The sequence below is a fragment of the Caballeronia arationis genome, assembly GCF_001544975.2.
Classification (GTDB): Bacteria; Pseudomonadota; Gammaproteobacteria; order Burkholderiales; family Burkholderiaceae; genus Caballeronia; species Caballeronia arationis.
Genome location: NZ_FCOG02000047.1, coordinates 1 through 15,556 on the forward strand (window position 1 = coordinate 1; position 15,556 = coordinate 15,556).

The 15,556-nt window shown below is 63.9% G+C and carries 16 protein-coding genes; 12 read left to right on the top strand and 4 right to left on the bottom strand.

Annotation, left to right across the window (positions count from 1 at the left end; translation table 11 throughout):
• Positions 1–266 precede the first annotated feature (266 nt).
• A complete protein-coding gene (locus tag AWB81_RS24290; RefSeq protein WP_062639103.1) occupies positions 267–1,043 on the bottom strand; it encodes an enoyl-CoA hydratase in 777 nt (258 codons plus the stop codon).
• A gap of 144 nt (positions 1,044–1,187) precedes the next feature.
• On the opposite strand from AWB81_RS24290, the gene paaN reads away from it, so the two are divergent.
• The 4 genes from paaN (at position 1,188) to paaK (ending at position 5,617) form a co-directional block, all read left to right on the top strand.
• Entirely contained in the window at positions 1,188–2,897 is a 1,710-nt protein-coding gene (gene paaN / locus AWB81_RS24295; protein ID WP_062639104.1) for a phenylacetic acid degradation protein PaaN, read from the top strand.
• A gap of 115 nt (positions 2,898–3,012) precedes the next feature.
• Positions 3,013–3,804, top strand: coding sequence for a 2-(1,2-epoxy-1,2-dihydrophenyl)acetyl-CoA isomerase PaaG (paaG, locus tag AWB81_RS24300; RefSeq protein WP_062639105.1), 792 nt, complete (start codon positions 3,013–3,015; stop codon positions 3,802–3,804).
• A 54-nt stretch (positions 3,805–3,858) separates the two neighbouring features.
• Positions 3,859–4,245 (top strand): hydroxyphenylacetyl-CoA thioesterase PaaI, encoded by a 387-nt coding sequence (paaI, locus tag AWB81_RS24305; protein WP_235025895.1) that lies wholly within the window; start codon positions 3,859–3,861, stop codon positions 4,243–4,245.
• A gap of 70 nt (positions 4,246–4,315) precedes the next feature.
• On the top strand, positions 4,316–5,617 hold the full coding sequence (paaK, locus tag AWB81_RS24310; protein ID WP_062639107.1) for a phenylacetate--CoA ligase PaaK: 1,302 nt from the start codon (positions 4,316–4,318) through the stop codon (positions 5,615–5,617).
• A gap of 57 nt (positions 5,618–5,674) precedes the next feature.
• Here paaK and mltA read toward each other — a convergent pair whose 3' ends face one another.
• On the bottom strand, positions 5,675–6,931 hold the full coding sequence (gene mltA / locus AWB81_RS24315) for a murein transglycosylase A (protein WP_200822543.1): 1,257 nt from the start codon (positions 6,929–6,931) through the stop codon (positions 5,675–5,677).
• 71 nt (positions 6,932–7,002) lie between these two features.
• Positions 7,003–7,377: a Co2+/Mg2+ efflux facilitator ApaG/CorD gene (apaG, locus tag AWB81_RS24320; RefSeq protein ID WP_062639109.1), complete on the bottom strand. Its 375-nt coding sequence runs from the start codon at positions 7,375–7,377 to the stop codon at positions 7,003–7,005.
• 211 nt (positions 7,378–7,588) lie between these two features.
• On the opposite strand from apaG, the gene rpe reads away from it, so the two are divergent.
• The 8 genes from rpe (at position 7,589) to AWB81_RS24360 (ending at position 14,780) form a co-directional block, all read left to right on the top strand.
• Positions 7,589–8,275, top strand: a complete 687-nt coding sequence (gene rpe / locus AWB81_RS24325; RefSeq protein ID WP_062639110.1) for a ribulose-phosphate 3-epimerase — start codon at positions 7,589–7,591, stop codon at positions 8,273–8,275.
• Positions 8,272–9,012: a phosphoglycolate phosphatase gene (locus AWB81_RS24330; protein WP_062639111.1), complete on the top strand. Its 741-nt coding sequence runs from the start codon at positions 8,272–8,274 to the stop codon at positions 9,010–9,012. Before rpe ends, AWB81_RS24330 begins: the two co-directional genes overlap by 4 nt.
• A gap of 395 nt (positions 9,013–9,407) precedes the next feature.
• Positions 9,408–10,904 carry an anthranilate synthase component I gene (gene trpE / locus AWB81_RS24335; RefSeq protein ID WP_062639112.1) on the top strand — a complete coding sequence of 499 codons (1,497 nt, stop codon included), beginning with the start codon at positions 9,408–9,410 and terminating at the stop codon, positions 10,902–10,904.
• A gap of 13 nt (positions 10,905–10,917) precedes the next feature.
• Positions 10,918–11,502, top strand: a complete 585-nt coding sequence (locus tag AWB81_RS24340) for an aminodeoxychorismate/anthranilate synthase component II (RefSeq protein ID WP_062639113.1) — start codon at positions 10,918–10,920, stop codon at positions 11,500–11,502.
• A gap of 14 nt (positions 11,503–11,516) precedes the next feature.
• Positions 11,517–12,548: an anthranilate phosphoribosyltransferase gene (gene trpD, locus AWB81_RS24345; protein ID WP_062639142.1), complete on the top strand. Its 1,032-nt coding sequence runs from the start codon at positions 11,517–11,519 to the stop codon at positions 12,546–12,548.
• 14 nt (positions 12,549–12,562) lie between these two features.
• Positions 12,563–13,348 (top strand): indole-3-glycerol phosphate synthase TrpC, encoded by a 786-nt coding sequence (gene trpC, locus AWB81_RS24350; RefSeq protein ID WP_062639114.1) that lies wholly within the window; start codon positions 12,563–12,565, stop codon positions 13,346–13,348.
• Between the two features lie 17 nt (positions 13,349–13,365).
• Positions 13,366–14,022, top strand: coding sequence for a CYTH domain-containing protein (locus AWB81_RS24355; RefSeq protein WP_062639115.1), 657 nt, complete (start codon positions 13,366–13,368; stop codon positions 14,020–14,022).
• The gene (locus tag AWB81_RS24360; RefSeq protein WP_062639116.1) at positions 14,019–14,780 is read left to right on the top strand and encodes a uracil-DNA glycosylase; all 762 of its coding nucleotides are present in this window, start codon (positions 14,019–14,021) and stop codon (positions 14,778–14,780) included. The genes AWB81_RS24355 and AWB81_RS24360 overlap by 4 nt, the downstream gene beginning before the upstream one ends.
• A 79-nt stretch (positions 14,781–14,859) precedes the next feature.
• On the opposite strand, the gene AWB81_RS24365 is transcribed toward AWB81_RS24360, so the two are convergent.
• The gene (locus AWB81_RS24365) at positions 14,860–15,456 is read right to left on the bottom strand and encodes an FMN-dependent NADH-azoreductase (protein WP_062639117.1); all 597 of its coding nucleotides are present in this window, start codon (positions 15,454–15,456) and stop codon (positions 14,860–14,862) included.
• Between the last annotated feature and the right edge of the window lie 100 nt (positions 15,457–15,556).

Below are 15,556 nucleotides of genomic sequence, written 5' to 3' on the forward strand. Positions count from 1 at the left end.
CAGCAGCTCAACTACCGCCACCACCGCTTCCGTTCTGCGTCGCTGCATCAGCAGCAGAGAAACGAGATTATGAAGAACGTTTCGCTTTTCGTCAACAGATTTTTTTAACTACCGAACCCGCCAACCTCGTCGCATCGCCCGTCCTGCAAGGCTCTGCGGCTCACGTACCGCGCTTCCTTCCCGCGTCCCTCGCCACTCATCGAGCAGCGAAGGAACGGAATTCTAGTGCCCACCTGCGCGTTGCGCAAGCGCTTTTTCAAAGAATTTTAACGATGCTTGAATACCGGCTTACGCTTCTCTACGAACGCGGCCATTCCTTCCTTTTGATCCTCAGTCGCGAACAGCGAATGGAACAGGCGACGCTCGAAATGGACGCCCTCCGCGAGCGTCGTTTCATAAGCGCGATTGACCGATTCCTTCGCCATCATCACCGCGGGCAGCGAGAAGCTCGCGATGACCGTCGCAGCATCGACGGCCTCCTCAAGACAACGATCCGCCGGCACGACGCGCGACACGAGGCCCGCGCGCTCAGCCTCGTTGGCGTCCATGAAGCGTGCGGTCAGGCACAAGTCCATCGCCTTGGCCTTCGATACCGCCCGCGGCAGTCGCTGCGTGCCGCCGGCGCCCGGAATGACGCCCAGCTTGATCTCCGGCTGTCCAAACTTCGCGGTGTCAGCGGCGATGACAATGTCGCACATCATCGCCAGTTCACAGCCGCCACCCAGCGCGAAGCCCGAGACGGCGGCGATGATCGGCTTGCGGATCGAGCGGATAGTCTCCCAGTTGCGCGTGATGTAGTCGCCCTTGTAGACGTCCATATAGGAATAGGTGGCCATCATGCCGATGTCCGCGCCGGCCGCAAACGCCTTCTCGCTGCCGGTCAGGACGATCGCGCCGATGTCGTCGTCCGCGTCGAACTGCTTCAGCGCGGCACCCAACTCGTCCATCAGGGCGTCGTTCAGTGCGTTGAGTGCCTTCGGCCGGTTGAGGGTGATCACGCCAACCCGTCCCCGTGTCTCGGTCAAGATATTCTCGTAAGCCATCCATTCCTCCTATCAGCGTCCACGTTCGATCCGCCGCGAAAACGCTTTTCGCGCGCATCTCAATAATGCTAACATTGGCAAACCAACCGGTCGGTTAATTAATCGACTTGCCGCCGCCCACGTTTTTCTTTTCCCTTTGCCACCATGACACATCCGCTATTCACGAAGCACCAGGCGACGCTCGACAAAGCGCTCGCAGCCATCGAAACGCGCGGCTACTGGAGCCCGTTCGCCGAGATGCCGAGCCCCAAAGTGTACGGGGAAACCGCTAACGCAGACGGCGAGGCAGCCTTCAAAAGCCACCTGAACCGCACGTTCGAACTCGACCAGCCGTCGACTGGCGAAACGGTTGGCAGCGAGCAGTCGCCCTTCGGCATCGCGCTCAACATCCGCTACCCGAAGGCCGCCCCCGACGCGCTTCTTGCCGCCGCGGCTGCGGCGCAGAAGGATTGGCGTGCAGCGGGCCCTGAAGCGTGGGTCGGCGTGAGCCTCGAAGTCCTGTTGCGTCTGAACCGCGCGAGCTTTGAAATCGGCTATAGCGTGATGCATACGACCGGCCAGGCCTTCATGATGGCCTTCCAGGCCGGCGGCCCACACGCGCAGGACCGCGCGCTCGAAGCCGTCGTTTACGCGTGGGATCAGCTTCGCCGCATTCCCGCAGAAGCGCATTGGGAAAAGCCGCAGGGCAAAAACCCGCCGCTCGCGATGCAAAAGCGCTTCAACATCGTTCCGCGCGGCACCGGCCTCGTGCTCGGCTGCTGCACTTTCCCGACCTGGAACGGCTATCCGGGCCTCTTTGCCGACCTGGCGACGGGCAACGCAGTAATCGTCAAGCCGCACCCGGGCGCGATTCTGCCGCTCGCCGTCACCGTGCGCATCGCCCGCGACGTGCTGCGCGAAGCCGGCTTCGATCCGAACGTCGTGACCCTGCTCGCAACCGAGCCGAACGACGGTCCGCTCGTGCAGGACCTCGCCCTGCGCCCGCAAATCAAGCTGATCGACTTCACCGGCAGCACGCAAAACGGCACCTGGCTCGAGCACAACGCGCATCAGGCGCAGGTCTATACCGAAAAAGCCGGCGTCAATCAGATCGTGATCGATTCCGTCGACGACATGAAGGCCGCCGCGCGCAACATCGCGTTCTCGCTGGCTCTCTACTCCGGCCAGATGTGCACGGCGCCGCAAAACATCTACGTGCCGCGCGACGGCATTCGCACGAGCGAAGGCACGCTTTCCTTCGACGACGTCGCGAAATCGCTCGCGGGCGCGGTCGAAAAGCTCGCCTCCGACCCGGCGCGCGCCGTCGAACTTACAGGCGCGATCCAGAACGATGGCGTGATCCAGCGCATCGAGGAAGCGCGCAAGCTGGGCGTTGTGCTGGCCGATAGCCAGACGCTCGTGCATCCCGCCTTCCCCGACGCCCGCGTCCGCTCCCCGCTGATGCTGAAGCTCGACGCCCGCACCGACGCCCCCCAGTTCACCAAGGAATGGTTCGGGCCGGTCTCGTTCGTGATCGCGACGGATTCCACGGCGCAATCGCTCGAACTCGCCGGCTCCATCGCGGCCGAGCACGGCGCGCTCACGCTTTCCATCTACAGCACGGACGACGCGATCCTTGACGCTGCGCAGGAAGCCGCGATCGAGGGCGGCGTCGCGCTGTCGATCAACCTGACGGGCGGCGTCTTCGTCAACCAGTCGGCTGCGTTCTCGGACTTCCACGGCACGGGCGCGAATCCGGCAGCGAACGCCGCGCTCGCGGACGCCGCGTTCGTCGCAAACCGCTTCCGCGTCGTTCAGAGCCGAGTACATGTTGCACCGAAGGCCGCGCCCGCGGAAGTCGGCCAGAAGGCATAAGCCAAATTGCAGTGCCGATGGCGTATGCCATTCGGCCGAATGGAAAGTGCCCGGACTGGCGGCTAGTATCGGCGCTGGAACTGGCATGTTTGGTTCGGAGACTGGAGGAGACACCATGTCCGAAAAATCGATCCTGCTTCACATCGACGGCGATTCACGCGTCGCCACGCTCACGCTCAACCGGCCGGACAAGCTGAACAGCTTTACCCGGGCGATGCACGCGGAGCTAAGCCACGCGCTCACGGAAATCGAGGCGAGCAACGCGCGCGCGCTCGTCATCACAGGTGCGGGGCGCGGCTTTTGTGCCGGTCAGGATCTCGCGGATCTCGACTTCACGCCGGATTCCATGACCGACCTCGGCGACCTGATCGACGAGTACTTCAATCCGCTCGTGCGACGTCTTCAGGCCATGTCGCTGCCAATCATCGCCGCGGTCAACGGCACGGCCGCCGGCGCTGGCGCGAACCTCGCGATGGCGTGCGATCTAGTCATCGCGGCCCGGTCGGCGAGCTTCATTCAGGCATTCGTGAAGATCGGCCTCGTGCCGGATTCGGGCGGCACGTGGTTGCTGCCGCGACGCGTCGGCGAGGCTCGCGCGCTCGGGCTCGCGCTCACCGGCGAGAAACTCGGCGCGGAAAAGGCCGAGGCCTGGGGCATCGTCTGGAAGGTCGTGGACGATCAGGAACTGCAGGCCGCCGCCGGGCAGCTCGCGGCGCAACTCGCCCAGCAGCCAGCCAGTGCGATCACGGCGATCAAGCGCGCAATCCGCGCAAGCGCGAACAACACGCTCGACCACCAACTCGATCTCGAACGCGACTGGCAGCGGGACCTCGGCGCTTCGTACGACTACGCCGAGGGCGTCGCTGCATTCAAGGAAAAGCGCGCACCGCGCTTCGAAGGCCTGTAATTCGAGGAGAAACCTGTGACGCCGCAACAACTCGCCGAAGCAACCGCCCAATCCATGTACGAAGCCGACGCGTGCACCCGCGCGCTCGGCATCGAGATTCTCGAAGTACGTCCGGGCTATGCGCGCCTGCAAATGAATGTGCGCCCGGACTTCCTGAACGGACACGACATCTGCCACGGCGGCCTCATCTTTACCCTCGCGGATTCGACGTTCGCGTTCGCCTGCAATTCGTACAACATCAGCACGGTCGCGGCCGGCTGCTCGATCGAGTTCCTGCGGGCCGTCAAGGGCGGCGACCGCCTGACGGCAGAAGGCATCGAGCAGACGCTCAACGGCCGCACCGGAATCTACGACATTCGCGTGACGAACCGCGAAGGCGAAACTGTCGCGATGTTCCGCGGCAAGTCCGCGCAGATCAAGGGCACCGTAATTCCAGTCTGAAGGCGCAATCCCGTCGTGCGACCGCCGAATGACCCGACTGTGACACACACCGACATGAAGGAGACACCCGATGACTACCCCGCTGCCGCTCGAGCCGATTGAAAAGGCGAGCCGCGACGAACTCGCCGCGCTGCAACTCGATCGCCTGAAATGGTCCCTTAAGCATGCCTATCAGAATTCGCCAGTGTATCGGCGCAAGTTCGACGAAGCAGGCGTGCATCCGGACGACCTGAAATCGCTCGCCGATCTGGCGCGCTTTCCGTTCACGACGAAGAAGGACCTGCGCGACAACTATCCGTTCGGCATGTTCGCCGTGCCGCAGGAGCAGGTTTCGCGCATTCACGCGTCGTCTGGAACGACGGGCAAGCCGACGGTCGTCGGCTACACGGCAAAAGACATCGATACCTGGGCCAACCTCGTCGCCCGCTCGATCCGCGCGGCCGGCGCCCGGCGCGGCGACAAGGTGCACGTGAGCTATGGCTACGGACTCTTCACCGGTGGTCTTGGCGCGCACTACGGCGCGGAACGGGCCGGCCTGACCGTGATCCCGTTCGGCGGCGGACAGACCGAGAAGCAGGTTCAGCTTATCCAGGATTTCCGGCCTGACATCATCATGGTCACGCCTAGCTACATGCTGTCGATCGCGGACGAGCTGGAGCGCCAGGGCATCGATCCGGCGAGTTCGTCGCTGCGCATCGGCATCTTCGGCGCGGAACCGTGGACTAACGACATGCGTTCCGCGATCCAGAAGCGCATGGGGATCAGCGCGGTCGACATCTATGGACTGTCCGAAGTGATGGGCCCGGGCGTCGCGTCGGAATGCGTGGAAACGCAAGACGGCCCGACGATCTGGGAAGACCATTTCTACCCCGAGATCATCGATCCGGAAACGGGAGAAGTGCTGCCCGACGGCGAATTCGGCGAACTCGTGTTCACGTCGCTGACCAAGGAAGCGCTGCCGATCATCCGCTATCGCACGCGCGATCTCACGCGTCTGTTGCCCGGCACCGCGCGCACGATGCGTCGCATGGAAAAGATCACCGGCCGCTCGGACGACATGATGATCATTCGCGGCGTGAACGTGTTCCCGACGCAGATCGAAGAGTTGCTGTTGAAGCGCGCCGTGCTCGCGCCGCACTATCAGATCATCCTGACGAAGGAAGGTCCGCTCGACGTGATGACGCTCAATGTCGAGCCGTGTGCGGAATCGGCGCCCGATCACGCCGCGCTCGATAGCGCGAAGGTTGCACTCGCCTATGACATCAAGGCGCTGATCGGGGTTACCGCGATCGTGAACGTGCTGGGGGTGAACGGAATCGAACGGTCGGTCGGCAAGGCGCGGCGAGTGGTGGATCGCCGCAACCCGGCGTAATTGCCAAAGAGAAGGCGCTCGCGGACGACGTGGAACGCGAGCGCTTCGACGACTCGCTTATGAGTTCGGCAGCAGCAGCCACATCCGGCCGCCCTGCTTCATGCGCCCGGCGAGATCGCCGGCGTCGTCGCCGAGTCCCCAGAAGTAGTCGGCGCGCACCCCGCCCTTGATCGCGCTGCCCGTGTCCTGCGCGAACACGAGGCGATTCATCGGCGAATTGCTGAGCGGCCGCGTCGTCTGCAGGAAGACCGGCGTGCCGAGCGGAATTGCGGAAGGATCGACCGCGATCGAACGTTCGGGCGTAAGCGGCACGCCCAGCGCGCCAACCGGCCCGTCGCCCGTTTGCGCCGCGAGCGCGTCGTTCGACGGCATCTCGCGGAAGAACACGAAGCGCGGATTGACGTCGAGCAGCGCATCGACCCGCGCCGGGTTCGCCTTCGCCCACGCCTTGATGCCCTGCATCGTCGCCTGCGCGGGCGTAAGTTCGCGGCGATCGAGCAACTCGCGGCCGACCGACCGGTAAGGCTGATTGTTCGTCCCGCCGAAGCCGACGCGCATCACGCTGCCGTCTTCCATCACGACGCGTCCCGAACCCTGCACTTGCAGGAAAAACGCTTCGATCGGATCGTCGACCCAGACGAGTTCGTTGCCGTTCAGCACGCCCGATGCTTCGAGCTGCGCGCGCGCCGGGAGCTGGGCGCCCGGTTTGTAGCGATACGGCCAGCGATACAACGCGTATTGGTACGGCCCGTGACGCGTGCGCGCGCCGCGCAGGAGCGGCTCGTAATATCCGGTCACGAGACCGTCGAGCGTTCCGTCCGTATTGGCCAGCTGGAAGGGTGTGAAATAGGTTTCGAAGAAATCGCGAGCGGCTGACATGTCGAGATCGTCGAGCCGCTGGGCAGCCGCGCACGCCTTGCGCCACGACGCCTGCTGCGCGAGACGGTTGCAGTTCTGGCGCAGCGCGGCCGTCGCGCCTATCAGCGAATCGTCCTCCCAGCCCGGCACCTGCTGCCAGCTCACCGCGGTCAGGCGCGACGCCGCGCGCTGCCCCGTCACAATTGGCGTGCCTGCCGACGACACCCCGCTGCCCGTCTTGATCGCTCCGCCGCCGCCGCACGACGCGAGCATCACCGCCGCCGCAATCGAAGCCACCCACGAAGCCGCCCGGACCGTCACGCCGGTGGCCGGCCGCATGAAACGCATACAATGTTCGTTCTTGATGGGAACCGCCATGTCTGATCTGTTCGACGAATATCCAATGCTGATTTTTGCGCTCGAGTCGCTCGCAGCGCTGTCCCTGCTGATCTTTATCGTCGTATGGACGGCGTCGGGCAAGAAGAAAAACCGGGCCAACGATTCGGCGAAAAACCGCTGATTCAGTTTTAGTGCAGCGTGCGAGGCATGTGCAGCGCGAACTCCGCGACCGGCGCCTCGAAGCGCTCGCCGTCTTCCGCCACGCAGAAATACTCGCCGCGCATCGTGCCGACGGGCGTCGCGATCACGGCCCAGCTCGTGTATTCGAACTGCTCGCCGGGCGGCAGAAGCGGCTGATGCCCGACCACGCCGAGTCCCTTCACTTCCTGCACGCGATCGTCGCTGTCCGTGATGATCCAGTGGCGCGAGATCAATTGCGCCGTCACTTCACCCGTGTTGCGGATCGTCAGCGTGTAGGCAAAGGCGTACTGGTGGCTGTCCGGGTCGGATTGTTCGGGCAGGTAGCGCGTCGCGACAGACACGCTGAATTCATACTGGGCCATCGTTTTTCCAATTCGACATTCGATACGGGCGCCCGGCGCAGGACGGCGAAAAACATCTTGCACCGCTTGGTGACGCATTCTGCTTGATGCAGCCTCTCGCCGCAACACGCAGCGGCCGCCAGATTTGCCGCCGCAATGACCGATCGGACAGGCGCCCAACGCGCGGTGTCGCGGTAAAATGACGCCTTTCCGCTTGCCACCGGCCCACGCCATGACGCAATTTCGCATCGCACCAAGCATCCTCTCCGCCGACTTCGCCAAACTCGGCGAGGAAGTCCGCAACGTCGTTGCGGCGGGCGCCGACTGGATCCACTTCGACGTAATGGACAACCATTACGTGCCGAACCTGACGATCGGGCCGCTGGTATGCGAGGCAATCCGCCCGCATGTCGACGTGCCGATCGACGTGCACCTGATGGTGCGCCCGGTCGATCGCATCGTGCCGGACTTCGCGAAAGCCGGCGCCAATGTGATCAGTTTTCACCCGGAAGGTTCGGATCACATCGACCGGACGCTCTCGCTGATCCGCGATCACGGCTGCAAGGCGGGCCTCGTGTTCAATCCGGCCACGCCGCTCAATTATCTCGATCACGTGATGGATCGCCTCGATCTGGTGCTGATCATGTCGGTGAATCCGGGCTTCGGCGGGCAGTCGTTCATTCCCGAGGCGCTCGTCAAGCTGCGGGAAGCGCGCGCGCGCATCGACGCTTACCGCGAGCGCACCGGCCGCGAAATTCATCTGGAAATCGACGGTGGCGTGAAGGTCGACAATATCGCCGAGATCGCGGCGGCCGGCGCGGACACGTTCGTCGCTGGCTCGGCGATCTTCGGCAAGGACGACTACCGGAAAGTGATCGACGAAATGCGTGCAGAACTCGCGAAAGGAGCGAAACAATGAGCGACATCGCCGTGGCAACCCTGCCCGCGTTCACCAACAAGCCGATTCGCGCCGCGATCATCGATCTCGACGGCACGATGGTCGACACCGCCGACGACTTCGTCGCGGCCCTGAACGCGATGCTTGGGCGCATCGGCGCGCCGCCGACCCAGCGTGACGAAGTGGTCGGCTACGTCGGCAAGGGTTCGGAGAACCTGATCCGCAGCGTGCTCGCGGTGCGCTTCTCGCCGTCGCAGGCAGCCGCGCAATTCGACGACGCCATCGCCATCTATCAGAGCGAATACGCGAAGATCAACGGCCGCCATTCGACGCTCTTCCCGCAGGTCAGGGAAGGGCTCGAAGCGATGCGCGAACTCGGCATCGCGCTCGCGTGCGTGACCAACAAGCCGCACCGCTTCGCGGTCGAATTGCTGACGCATTTCGGGCTCGTCGGCTATTTCAAGGTGGTGCTTGGCGGCGACTCGCTCGCGCAGAAGAAGCCCGACCCGCTGCCGATGCTCACCGCGTGCGAGCGGCTCGACGTGTTGCCGCGCGAAACGGTCGCCGTCGGCGATTCGGAGAACGACGCGCTCGCGGGCCGCGCGGCCGGCATGGCGACGCTCACGGTGCCCTACGGCTATAACCACGGCAAGGCTGTGCAAACAGTAAAATCCGATGGTATAGTTTCCACGCTGCATGCTGCAGCGCAGGCGATCGCCGCTACCCTGGCGCCGTCCGCACCCACACCGACTGAATAGTCCACCCTCATGTTTCTGAACAAAAAACGGAGTCTGAGCAGCATCGACCGGGGAGCCTGGCCCTGGCGTCGCTGGTCGCGCTGACCTCGCCTGAGGTACGCTGAAGCTTTCACTTCAGCATCCGTTTTTTGTTTCGCTGCGCATCCGCGCGTCGATCCCGCTGAATTGCCATGCCTCGAGTTTGCTCGAGGACTGCCCCTAGTCGCATCATTCGCTGGTCGAGCTTTGGGTCGCGCCGCACGTCGTCCTGTCGACGCGTGGCGCTACCCGGGCGAACGCCGGCGCATGTGGCGGCAGCGAGTTCGACGACGCGCGGAAAATCCTCCCGCAGCGCCCCAGTTTGTGCCCGATGCCGCGTATAACTCCAGAACGCGCGACACGACAAGGATCGCAAAATGACCGAACTCGAATTCCAATCGCTGGCGAACGAAGGCTTCAACCGCATTCCGCTCATCGCCGAAGCGCTCGCCGACCTCGAAACACCGCTCTCCCTTTATCTCAAGCTCGCTCAGGCCGAACGCAGCGGCGCGAACTCGTTCCTGCTGGAATCGGTGGTGGGCGGCGAGCGCTTCGGGCGTTATTCGTTCATCGGCCTGCCGGCGCGCACGATGGTCCGCGCGGGCAACGGCGTGTCTGAAGTGGTGCGCGACGGCAAGGTGATCGAGACCGATGAAGGCGATCCGCTCGCGTTCATCGAGCAATTCCAGAAGCGCTTCAAAGTGGCGCAGCGTCCCGGTTTACCGCGGTTTTGCGGCGGTCTCGCGGGCTACTTCGGCTATGACGCGGTGCGCTACATCGAGAAAAAGCTCGCGAACACCGCGCCGCCCGACGACCTCGGCCTGCCCGACATCCAATTACTGCTGACGGAGGAAGTCGCCGTCATCGACAATCTCGCGGGCAAGCTGTACCTGATCGTTTACGCCGATCCGTCCGCGCCCGAAGCCTACGCCAAAGCGAAGCAGCGCCTGCGCGAACTGCGCGCGCGTCTCAGGACGACAGTCCAGCCGCCCGTGACGTCGGCGAGCCTGCGCACGGAAACGTATCGCGAGTTCGGGAAAGAGGATTACCTGAACGCCGTTCGCCGCGCGAAGGAATATATCGCCGCCGGCGAACTGATGCAGGTGCAGGTCGGCCAGCGGCTCATCAAGCCGTTCCGCGACAACCCGCTGTCGCTCTATCGCGCGCTGCGCTCGCTGAACCCGTCGCCGTACATGTATTACTACAACTTCGGCGGTGAGTTTCATGTCGTCGGGGCGTCGCCGGAGATTCTGGTGCGCCAGGAAAAGCGCGCCGACGACCAGATCGTCACGATCCGTCCGCTCGCAGGCACCCGACCGCGCGGCAATACGCCCGAGCGCGACGCCGAGCTCGCCACCGAACTGCTGAACGACCCCAAGGAAGTCGCCGAACACGTGATGCTGATCGACCTCGCGCGCAACGACGTCGGCCGCATCGCGCAGACGGGTTCCGTCGCGGTGACCGACAAGATGGTGATCGAAAAGTATTCGCACGTTCAGCACATCGTCAGCTCGGTCGAAGGCAAGCTCAAGCCCGGCATGACGAACTACGACGTACTGCGCGCGACCTTCCCCGCCGGCACGCTCTCGGGCGCACCGAAAGTGCGGGCGATGGAGCTCATCGACGAACTGGAACCGGTCAAGCGCGGGCTGTATGGCGGCGCAGTCGGTTATCTGTCGTTCAGCGGCGAGATGGATCTGGCGATCGCGATCCGCACCGGCCTCATCCACAAGGGCAATCTGTATGTGCAGGCGGCGGCGGGTGTCGTCGCGGATTCGGTGCCCGAATCCGAATGGCAAGAGACCGAAAACAAGGCGCGCGCCGTGCTGCGCGCCGCCGAGCAGGTGCAGGACGGCCTCGACAGCGACTTCTGACGGAGAAACGACCATGCTTTTGATGATCGACAATTACGACTCGTTCACCTACAACCTGGTCCAGTACTTCGGCGAACTCGGCGAAGACGTACAGACCTACCGCAACGACGAAATCACCCTCGACGGCATCGCGAAGCTCAATCCGGAGCGCATCTGCCTGTCGCCGGGGCCGAGCAATCCGCAGCATGCGGGCATCACGCTCGACGTATTGCGCGAATTTTCCGGCAAGCTGCCGATTCTCGGCGTCTGCCTCGGCCATCAGGCGATCGGCGAGGCGTTCGGCGGGCGCGTCGTGCGCGCGCAGACCATCATGCACGGCAAGGTGAGCGAGATCGAAACCGACTGCAAGGGCGTGTTCGCCGACCTGCCGAAGCATTTCAAGGTGACGCGCTATCACTCGCTCGCGATCGAGCGCGAATCGCTGCCGGATTGCCTCGAAGTGTCGGCGTGGACGCCCGACGGCGAGATCATGGGCGTGCGCCACAAGGAACTGGCGGTGGAAGGCGTGCAGTTCCACCCCGAATCGATTCTGTCCGAGCACGGCCACGCGCTGCTCGAAAATTTCGTGAAGAGCCCGGCGAAAGGCAAACGCGCGTGATCAGCGAGTCGACCATGACCATAACTCCGCAAGAAGCACTTCAGCGCACGATCGAGCATCGCGAGATTTTCCACGACGAAATGCTGCATCTGATGCGCATGATCATGCGCGGCGAGATGTCGCCCGTCATGGCTGCCGCGATCATCACCGGCTTGCGCGTGAAGAAGGAAACCATCGGCGAGATCGCCGCCGCCGCCACCGTGATGCGCGAGTTCGCGAATCACGTCGAAGTCGAGGACAACTCGAATTTCGTCGATATCGTAGGCACGGGCGGCGACGGCTCGCACACCTTCAACATCTCCACCGCGACGATGTTCGTCGCCGCCGCCGCGGGCGCCAAGGTTGCGAAGCACGGCAACCGAGGCGTGTCGAGCAAGTCGGGCAGCGCGGACGTACTCGAAGCGCTCGGCGTGAACATCGACCTGACGCCGGAACAAGTGGCGGCATCGATTGCCGAAACGAACATGGGCTTCATGTTCGCGCCGAACCATCATCCCGCAATGAAGAACATCGCGCCGGTGCGCCGCGAACTCGGCGTGCGGACGATCTTCAACATCCTCGGGCCGCTGACGAATCCGGCCGGCGCGCCGAACCAGTTGCAGGGCGTGTTCCACGAGGACCTCGTCGGCATCCAGGTGCGCGTGATGCAGCGTCTGGGCGCGAAACACGTGCTGGTTGTCTATGGCAAGGACGGCATGGACGAAGTGTCGCTCGGCGCGGCGACGAAGGTCGGCGAGTTGCGCGACGGCGAAGTGCGCGAGTACGAGATTCATCCGGAGGACTTCGGCTTGCAGATGGTGTCGAACCGAACGCTGAAAGTGGAAGACGCGCAGGAATCGAAGACGATGCTGCTCGGCGCGCTGAACGACAAGCCGGGCGTCGCGCGCGAGATCGTCACGCTGAACGCGGGCACGGCGCTCTATGCGGCGAACATCGTCGAATCGATCGCCGACGGCATGCAGGTCGCGCGCGAGGCGATCGCGAGCGGCGCCGCGCGCGAGAAAGTCGATGAACTCGTGCGCTTCACGCAGCAATTCAAAAAGTAACGGGATCAAAAACCATGAGCGACATTCTCGACCGCATCATCGCGGTCAAACGCGAAGAAATCCTCGCAGCGGAAGCGAGCGCGCCGCTCGAGGAACTGCGGCTGGAGGCGAGCGCGCGCGATCATCGCGATTTCGTCGGTGCCTTGCGGGCGAAGCACGCCGAACACAAGCCGGCAATCATCGCCGAGGTGAAGAAGGCGAGCCCGTCGAAGGGTGTGCTGCGCGAGCACTTCGTGCCCGCCGACATCGCCCGGTCGTACGAAAAAGGCGGCGCCGCGTGCCTTTCCGTGCTGACCGACGTGCAGTTCTTCAAGGGCAGCGTTGCGTATCTGGAAGAAGCGCGCGCCGCGTGCAGCCTGCCCGTGCTGCGCAAGGACTTCATCATCGATCCGTATCAGATCATGGAAGCGCGCGCGATGGGCGCCGACTGCATCCTGCTGATCGCGGCGGCGCTCGAACTCTCGAAGATGCAGGACCTCGAAGCCTACGCGCATTCGCTCGGGCTCGCGGTGCTCGTCGAAGTGCACGACGCGGAGGAACTGCGCCAGTCGCTCACGCTCAAGACGCCGCTGATCGGCATCAACAACCGCAACCTGCGCACGTTCGAGACCTCGATCGAAACCACCATCGGCATGCTCGAAGCGATTCCCGACGACCGGATCGTCGTGACGGAATCGGGCATCCTGAGCCGCGTCGATGTCGAGCGGCTGCGCGCGATGGACGTGCACACCTTCCTCGTCGGTGAGGCGTTCATGCGCGCCGACGACCCGGGCGCCGAACTCGCGCGCATGTTCTTCTAACTTTCGCGGACGGCACTTTGAGCATCGAACGAGAGATCAAGCTGGCGTTGCCGGCGTCGCAGCACAACGACGTCGCGCGCTTTTTCAGCGAGCGCACCGGCCGGGACGGCACGACGATCGCACTCGCCAACGTCTATTTCGACACGCCCGAACTCCTGCTCGCGAAGGCGAAGAGCGCGCTGCGCCTGCGGCGCACGCCGGAACAGTGGCTGCAGACGTACAAGACGGTCGGCCAGTCGAAGGCCGGATTGCATAGCCGCTTCGAGTGGGAAATGCCGGTCGCGGGCGAAGCGCTCGACGTCGACGCGATCCTCACCGCGTGTGGAGACGAGCACGCGCGCGACGCATTGCGCGAAGCGGCGCCGGACCTGATTGCCGTGTTCCGGACCGACTTCACGCGCATCTACTGGGATATCGAGCACGACGGCGCGAAGATCGAGGCAGCGCTGGATCTGGGCGCCGTGAGCGCCGAAGTCGACGGCAAAACGCGCAAGACTGCGATCAGCGAAGTCGAGCTGGAACTGAAATCCGGCGATGAAAGCGCGCTTTCGACGCTCTCGGCAGAACTGCGCGGTGCGTTCCCCGATCTGGAGCCGGACGACGTCAGCAAGGCGGAGCGCGGCTACCGGCTGCGCGCGCAGAAACCGGATGACTCGACGGGCACCGCGAAATGAACCAGGCCACGCTCTTCGACGTCCCTCAAACGACGGCCACGCTGGAAAGCCAGTTCGACGCCCTGCCCGCCGACTGGCGCCGGCACCTGAAGCCGTTCATCGAAAGCAGCAAATATGCGACGCTCTGCGCGTTCGTCGATGCGGAGCGCGCCGCCGGCAAAACCGTCTATCCCGCCGATGTGTTTCGCGCGCTGCGTCTGACGAGTCCGGAAGACGTAAAAGTCGTGATCCTCGGTCAGGACCCGTACCACGGCGAAGATCGCGGCGCGCCGCAGGCGCACGGGCTCGCGTTTTCGGTGCCGTCGCCGGTACGGCCGCCGCCGTCGCTGCGCAATATCTTCAAGGAAATCAACGCGAGCCTCGGTTTCGAAGCGCCGAAGCACGGCTGCCTCGATTCGTGGGCGAAGCAAGGCGTGCTGCTGCTGAACACGTCGCTGACGGTCGAGCGCGACAAGGCCGGCAGTCATGCCAAACGCGGCTGGGAGCAATGCACCGACACGCTCATCCACGAACTCGCGATGCGGCACGACGGCCTCGTCTTCATGCTGTGGGGCGCGCACGCGCAGGCGAAGCGCGCGCTGATCGCGGGCACGGGCAAGGCGCATTGCGTGCTGGAGGCGCCGCATCCTTCGCCGCTGTCGGCGCATCGCGGATTTCTCGGCTGCAGGCATTTTCCGATGGCGAACGAATACCTCGAAAAGCACGGTCGCACACCGATCGACTGGCGTCTGCCCGACGATCCGCAACTGATCGCCTGATTTTTCGCGCCTGAAAAGCAAAACCCGCCGCAGTCCGAAGACCCGGCGGGTTTTTTACATCGCGACTACATCAAGACAATTACACAGCAGCGATCGCCTCACGTGCGCTCGCCAGCGCGGCGCCCGCGACTTCCGGTCCCATCGCCAGGCCTTCGGCGTAGATGAAGTTCACGTCGGTCATGCCGAGGAAGCCGAGGAACGACTTGAGGTACGGCGTCTGCGAATCGTGCGGCGTACCGGCGTACTTGCCGCCGCGGGCCGACACGACGAAAACCTTCTTGCCCTTGACCAGACCTTCCGGGCCGTTCGCGGTGTACTGGAACGTGATGCCAGCGCGCGCGATCCAGTCGAAGTACGTCTTCAGTTGCGACGAAATGCCGAAGTTGTAAAGCGGTGCGGCGATCACGACGATGTCCGCCGCTTGCAGTTCGGCGATCAGCGCCTCGCTTTTCGTGTTGATCGCGGCTTGCTCGGCGGTACGCTTGTCGGCGGGCGTGAAGAACGCGCCGAGCGTGGCGTCGTCGAGGTGCGGCAGGTTGTCGGCGAGCAGGCTGCGCACGACGGTCGCAGCGCCCGGATTCGCTTGTTGCAGCTTTGCAGTCAGTTCGTCGGCGAGCAGCGTCGATTGGGCGCCTTGCGAACGGGCAGCGGAATTGATTTGCAGAATGGTCGTCATGATGGCTCCTGTTCCTACGTTTGGGTTTCGGGCGCCGTTTGCGCTCGGACAGGATGCATTCTTCGTTTTTCGGACGACCGGAACAAGCTGCGCGCTCATG